This window comes from Methylobacterium sp. WL119, from assembly GCF_008039875.1.
Lineage (GTDB): Bacteria > Pseudomonadota > Alphaproteobacteria > Rhizobiales > Beijerinckiaceae > Methylobacterium.
The window spans coordinates 39,307-45,306 of sequence record NZ_VRUU01000035.1 but is presented as its reverse complement, the minus strand read 5'-3'; the positions used below and the strand labels follow the sequence as shown (position 1 = coordinate 45,306).

Sequence of the window (6,000 nt, the reverse complement as noted above, 5' to 3'; positions counted from 1 at the left end):
CCAACGACGACCGCGCGATCCGCCTCGTCAGGCAGGTGCGGCGCTGGCGCCTCGTGGCGGCGGGGACGGGGCTGCTCGCGGCGGGGCTCGCGCTGTTCGTCGCGGTCGGCGGCCGGCGGGACGAGCCGGCGCCGGGCACGCGCTACCTCGCCGTGGTGCAGAGCGGCGGCGCGCTGCCCGCCCTCGTGCTGCGGATCGACACGGCCACGGGCACCGCCGAGGTGCGCCCGGTGGGCGCCGAGACCCCGTCCGGCAAGAGCCTCGAGCTCTGGTACATCGGCTCCGGGGCGTCCCCCAAGGCGATCGGCCTCGTCGGCGCCTCGGCGACCCGGATCGCCCTGCCGGCGGAGACCGCGGCGAGCGGGCTCATCGCCGTGACGGTGGAGCCGCCGGGCGGATCGCCGAACGGCGCCCCGACCGGGCCGGTGGTCTATTCCGGCACGCTGATCCGCGAGTGAGGCGGGCATCCGCGTGACCCGACCCCGATGACCGAGGCCGGAACGAGGAACACCCCGGACCGCGCGGCCCGGGGTGTTCCTCGTCGTGCAGCGCTCCGGCGCCTCGGCCGGAGCGCGGCGGTCGCGATCAGGGCTGCAGCACGCCGTTGATGACGTGGATGACGCCGTTCGACTGCATCACGTTGGCGATGGTGACGGTGGCGGTGTTGCCCTTGGCATCGGTCACGTAGACCTTCTTGCCCTTGGACGTGACCACCAGGGGATCGCCCTCGACGGTCTTGAGCTGGGCCTCGCCGCCGCCCTTCTTGACCTCGGCCATCAGCTCCTTGGCGGTGTAGACGCCCGGGACGACGTGGTAGGTCAGGATCTTGGTGAGCGTGGCCTTGTTCTCGGGCTTCACCAGCGTCTCGACCGTGCCGGCCGGGAGGCGGGCGAAGGCGGCGTTGGTCGGGGCGAACACGGTGAACGGGCCCGGGCCCGACAGGGTGTCGACGAGGCCGGCGGCCTTCACCGCGGCCACGAGCGTGGTGTGATCCTTGGAGTTGACCGCGTTCTCGACGATCGTCTTGTTGGCATACATCGGCGCGCCGCCGACCATCGGGTTCTTGGCGAAGGCCGCGACCGGCGCGGCGCCGAGGGCGAGCGCGAGGGCGAAGGTGGCGAAGCGGGAGGCGTGATGCTGCGTCATGGGGTATCCTGACCGTTCGTAGGGCCCCGGTGCGCGGGGCTACGGGCGGCCTTACGGAGCCTCGCACGGAAAGGTTTCGGGCGGGATCGATTCCGGTCGCGCATCGGGCGCGGCGTCGTCCGAAACGTAGAAAAACCGCCCGGTCCTCGCGGACCGGGCGGTTTCTGCTTCGACCTCGGTCGGCGGCGGATCCTGCCGGACCCGCCGCGTCTCCCGGCCTCAGTACTTGCGCATCAGGGGCACCGGCGCGGCGGCGGCGGCCTGCGCCGTGTAGAGCGGCGCGATGATGCGGAACCAGCCGCGGGTCTCGTCGGCGAAGGCGCCGACGCCGCGATCGGCGACCGTACGCGTCACGAACACCTGAGCCTTGAACGCGCCGAAGTCGTAACCGACGAGGCCACCGGCCGCGAACGTGCCCTGACGCTGATAGGCCGCAAAGGCTGCGCCGCGGTTCCGGTTGATCGGAAGGTCGGTGAAGCCGTAGGCCACGGCGCCGATCTCGAACTTGCCGAAGGTCTTGGTCGCCGTCAGGTCGAGGTAGAGGCCGTCGGCGTTCACGATCGGGCCCAGCGCCGCAAACTGACCGCCGAAGCGGGCCGCGTCGTCGACGTAGAAGATGTGCGTCAGGGCCGCGGTCAGGTTGTAGCCGTCGCCGGTGTACGAGATCGCGCCGGTGTTGCGGATCGAGGTGGAGGCGTTCTGCGGCAGCACCGGGGTGCAGCCGGCGGTCAGCGTGCCGTTGCAGAGCGAGCCGCGGTCGCCGACGCCGATGTAGGCGCCGACGAGGTAGGCGGTGCTGATCTTGTTTCCGAGATCCCAGGCGAAGATGTTGCCGATGAAGGGGTTGTAGAAGTAGCTCTGGTCCTGGTTCGGGACGCCGGCCGCGTTGTTCGTGCCCACGAACACCGACGGGACCGCGATCACCGGCATGATGCTCGCGCCGAGGACCTTGAAGCCGGTCGACCAGACCAGGATCGGCACGTTGACGCCGACGTCCGGGCTGTTGCGCGCGTCGCCGCGGCCGGTGCTGAAGGTGTTGATCGCGTAGACGCCTTCCGGCAGCGGGCCGTAGGCGAGACCGACCTGCTCGCCGGGCTGCGTGGACGGCGTCGCCTGAACGCTGGTGTTCATGCCGACGGTGAGGGCGACCGCACCTGCGGCAAGCCAGGTCTTCATCATTTTCTCGTTCCTTCCCAAGGATTTCCGAACTTCGTCCCGCCGCCTCTGCACTACCTTGCCGGTCTGCCGTCTGCGCGGCTCCCGTGCGAGATGTGCCAAGCGCCCCCTACGAAGCCGGCCCGTGTCTCAACGCTGATAACTATTCTACAGAGCGCTTGGGAAAGACAGTGGAATGCCTCGGATCTGGACAGCGAGAGCCGAACCGTTGCCCAAATGCCTCAACCTTGCTGCGGTGCGGCGGCCGAGCGATGGTCGCAGAAATTGCATTCGGAGAAGCCGGATTCGGCAGAATAGCGCATCCGTTTCAGGCTCTTGTCGGGGGAAGCGTAGCGGGAGGATTCGGCAAGCCCGGCGGGACCGATCGCCATCCCGGGGGGACGTCCCGGCCCGCGCCGGCGGGCTCCGTAAGTCGCGATCGGACGGTCGGGCCGTGCCCGGACGGGCGGATCGGCCGCGAGACAGGCCGAATCGGACGCCGATGCGGCGCGACCGCTCGGCAGATCTTGCCGAGCGGATGTCCCCATCGCCGGGAGGCGGAAGGGCGCGGCGCGCCTACTCCGCGGCCGGCCGCGCCACCGCCGCCCGCGAAGCGGCCGGCTTCGCCGCGGGGCGGCGGGCGAGCACGTCGCGCAAGAAGCGCCCGGTATGGCTCGCCGTCGACGCGGCGATCTGCTCGGGCGTCCCCTGGGCGACGACCACGCCGCCGCCGTCGCCGCCCTCCGGGCCCATGTCGATCACCCAGTCGGCGGTCTTGATGACCTCGAGGTTGTGCTCGATCACCACCACCGTGTTGCCCTGGTCGACGAGCTCGTGGAGCACCTCCATCAGCTTGGCGACGTCGTGGAAGTGCAGGCCGGTGGTCGGCTCGTCGAGGATGTAGAGGGTGCGGCCGGTCGAACGCTTCGACAGCTCCTTCGAGAGCTTGACCCGCTGCGCCTCGCCGCCCGACAGCGTCGTCGCCTGCTGCCCGACGCTGACGTAGTCGAGCCCGACGCGCTTGAGCGTCTCCATCTTCTCGCGGATCGTCGGCACCGCCTTGAACAGGTCGGCGGCCTCCTCGACGGTCATGTCGAGCACGTCGGCGATGGACTTGGCGCGGTACTTCACCTCCAGCGTCTCGCGGTCGTAGCGCTTGCCCTTGCACACGTCGCAGGTGACGTAGACGTCGGGCAGGAAGTGCATCTCGATCTTGATGACGCCGTCGCCCGAGCACGCCTCGCAGCGGCCGCCCCGGACGTTGAACGAGAACCGTCCCGGCTGGTAGCCGCGGGCCTTGGCCTCGGGCAGGCCGGCGAACCAGTCGCGGATCGGGGTGAAGGCGCCGGTATAGGTCGCCGGGTTCGAGCGCGGGGTCCGCCCTATCGGCGACTGGTCGATGTCGATGACCTTGTCGAGGTGCTCCAGCCCTTCGAGCCGGTCGAAGGGCGCCGGATGCTCCAGCGCGCCGTTCAGGCGCTTGGCCACCGCCTTGTAGAGCGTGTCGATGATCAGCGTGGACTTGCCGCCGCCCGAGACGCCGGTGACGCAGGTGAAGGTGCCGAGCGGGATCTCGATGTCGACGTTCTTGAGGTTATTGCCGCGGGCGCCGAACACCCCGAGCTTGCCCTTGCGCCCCTTCCGCCGCGCGGTCGGGGTCCGCACCGACTTCTCGCCGGTCAGGTACTTGGCGGTCAGCGAGTCGGGATGGGCCAGCACCTCCTCGGGCGTGCCCTGCGCGATGATCCGGCCGCCGTGGATGCCGGCGCCCGGCCCGACGTCGACCACGTAGTCGGCCTGGAGGATCGCGTCCTCGTCGTGCTCGACCACGATCACCGAGTTTCCGAGGTCGCGCAGGCGCTTCAGCGTGCCGAGCAGGCGCTCGTTGTCGCGCTGGTGCAGGCCGATCGACGGCTCGTCGAGGACGTAGAGCACGCCGGTGAGCCCCGAGCCGATCTGCGAGGCGAGGCGGATGCGCTGGCTCTCGCCGCCGGACAAGGTCCCCGAGCCGCGGGCCAGCGTTAGGTATTCGAGGCCGACGTCGACCAGGAACGACAGCCGGTCGCGGATCTCCTTCAGGATCCGCACCGCGATCTCGTTCTGCTTCTGCGTCAGCTTCTTCGGCAGCGCCGAGAACCAGCGGTGCGCCTCGCTGACCGAGAGCGCGGTGACCGCGCCGATATCCTCCATCGCGACCTTGACGGCGAGCGCCTCGATCTTCAGCCGCTTGCCGCCGCAGGCGGCGCACGGGGTCTCGCTCATGAAGCGCGAGATCTCGTCGCGCGCGGCGTCGCTCTCGGTCTCCTTGTAGCGGCGCTCGAGGTTGGGGATCACGCCCTCGAACGGCTTGTTGACGGCGTACTTGCGCATGCCGTCGTCGTAGTCGAAGCGGATCGACTGCTTGCCGGAGCCGTAGAGGATGATCGCGCGCGCCGCCTCGGGAAGCCGCGACCAGGCCAGGTCGGTCTTGAAGCCGTAATGCCGGGCGAGCGCGTCGAGCGTCTGCCCGTAATAGGGCGAGGTCGACTTCGCCCACGGGCCGATGGCGCCGCGCTTGAGGCTCAGGGCCTCGTCGGAGATCACCAGCTCGGCGTCGATCCGCATCTCGTGGCCGATGCCGCCGCAGGTCGGGCAGGCGCCGAACGGGTTGTTGAACGAGAACAGCCTGGGCTCGATCTCCGCGATGGTGAACCCCGAGACCGGGCAGGCGAAGCGCGACGAGAGGGTGATCTTCTCCCGGGTCTCGCCCTCCGGCACGTCGGCGAACTCGATGTCGGCGATGCCGTCGGCGAGCTCGAGCGCCATCTCGAAGGAATCGGCGAGCCGGCTCGCGATGTCGGCCCGCACCACGATCCGGTCCACCACCACGTCGATGTCGTGCTTGAGCTTCTTGTCGAGCTTCGGCACGTCGTCGATCGGGTAGTACTCGCCGTCGATCCGCAGGCGCTGGAAGCCCTTCTTCTGGAACTCGGCGATCTCCTTGCGGTACTCGCCCTTGCGGCCGCGAACCACGGGCGCGAGCAGGTAGAGCCGGCTCTTCTCGGGCAGCGCCAGGACGCGGTCGACCATCTGCTGCACGGTCTGGCTCTCGATGGGCAGGCCGGTGGCCGGCGAGTACGGGATGCCGACGCGGGCCCAGAGCAGGCGCATGTAGTCGTAGATCTCGGTGACGGTCCCCACCGTGGAGCGCGGGTTCTTCGAGGTGGTCTTCTGCTCGATCGAGATCGCCGGCGAGAGCCCGTCGATCTGGTCGACGTCGGGCTTGGACATCATCTCCAGGAACTGGCGCGCATAGGCTGAGAGCGACTCGACGTAGCGGCGCTGGCCCTCGGCGTAGATCGTGTCGAAGGCGAGCGACGACTTGCCGGAGCCCGAGAGCCCGGTGAACACCACGAGCTTGTCGCGCGGGATCGTCAGGTCGACGTTCTTCAGGTTGTGCTCGCGGGCGCCGCGCACCGAGATCACCCGCCGGTCGCGCTCCGCCGGCGTCTCGCGGTCGAACAGGCGCTCGAGCTTCGCGTCGACACCGGCCTCGGCCTCGACCGCCCGCGCGGCCGGGCTCGCCTTCGCCGGCTTCCTGGCGTGCGGCGTTTTCGCGGCGGGCGTCTTGGCAGCAGGCGTCTTATCGGCAGCAGGCGTCTTGTTGCCAGCAGGCGTCTTGGCGGCGACGGCTTTGGCCATGGCGGGGGCGGTCTTTCG

Annotated in this window: 5 protein-coding genes; 1 reads left to right on the top strand and 4 read right to left on the bottom strand. The window is 69.7% G+C overall.

The window, feature by feature from the left end; genetic code table 11:
- A partial coding sequence (locus FV227_RS14405; protein WP_187274810.1) for an anti-sigma factor occupies window positions 1-458 on the top strand: 458 nt, incomplete at its 5' end.
- A 127-nt stretch (window positions 459-585) separates the two neighbouring features.
- Here the strand turns inward: FV227_RS14405 and FV227_RS14400 are convergent.
- From FV227_RS14400 to uvrA, 4 genes are all read right to left on the bottom strand, one after another.
- On the bottom strand, window positions 586-1,146 hold the full coding sequence (locus tag FV227_RS14400; RefSeq protein ID WP_147729405.1) for a fasciclin domain-containing protein: 561 nt from the start codon (window positions 1,144-1,146) through the stop codon (window positions 586-588).
- Between the two features lie 219 nt (window positions 1,147-1,365).
- Window positions 1,366-2,325 (bottom strand): transporter, encoded by a 960-nt coding sequence (locus FV227_RS14395; protein ID WP_147729404.1) that lies wholly within the window; start codon window positions 2,323-2,325, stop codon window positions 1,366-1,368.
- A gap of 218 nt (window positions 2,326-2,543) precedes the next feature.
- Entirely contained in the window at window positions 2,544-2,693 is a 150-nt protein-coding gene (locus tag FV227_RS29030; RefSeq protein ID WP_187274809.1) for a hypothetical protein, read from the bottom strand.
- A gap of 184 nt (window positions 2,694-2,877) precedes the next feature.
- Window positions 2,878-5,982 (bottom strand): excinuclease ABC subunit UvrA, encoded by a 3,105-nt coding sequence (uvrA, locus tag FV227_RS14390; RefSeq protein ID WP_147859265.1) that lies wholly within the window; start codon window positions 5,980-5,982, stop codon window positions 2,878-2,880.
- Between the last annotated feature and the right edge of the window lie 18 nt (window positions 5,983-6,000).

What these genes read in the sequence shown, in the direction of transcription:
- FV227_RS14400 (WP_147729405.1), bottom strand. Translation starts at nt 1,146, where the DNA reads ATGACGCAGCATCACGCCTCCCGCTTCGCCACCTTCGCCCTCGCGCTC.
- FV227_RS14395 (WP_147729404.1), bottom strand. Translation starts at nt 2,325, where the DNA reads ATGATGAAGACCTGGCTTGCCGCAGGTGCGGTCGCCCTCACCGTCGGC.
- FV227_RS29030 (WP_187274809.1), bottom strand. Translation starts at nt 2,693, where the DNA reads ATGGCGATCGGTCCCGCCGGGCTTGCCGAATCCTCCCGCTACGCTTCC.
- uvrA (WP_147859265.1), bottom strand. Translation starts at nt 5,982, where the DNA reads ATGGCCAAAGCCGTCGCCGCCAAGACGCCTGCTGGCAACAAGACGCCT.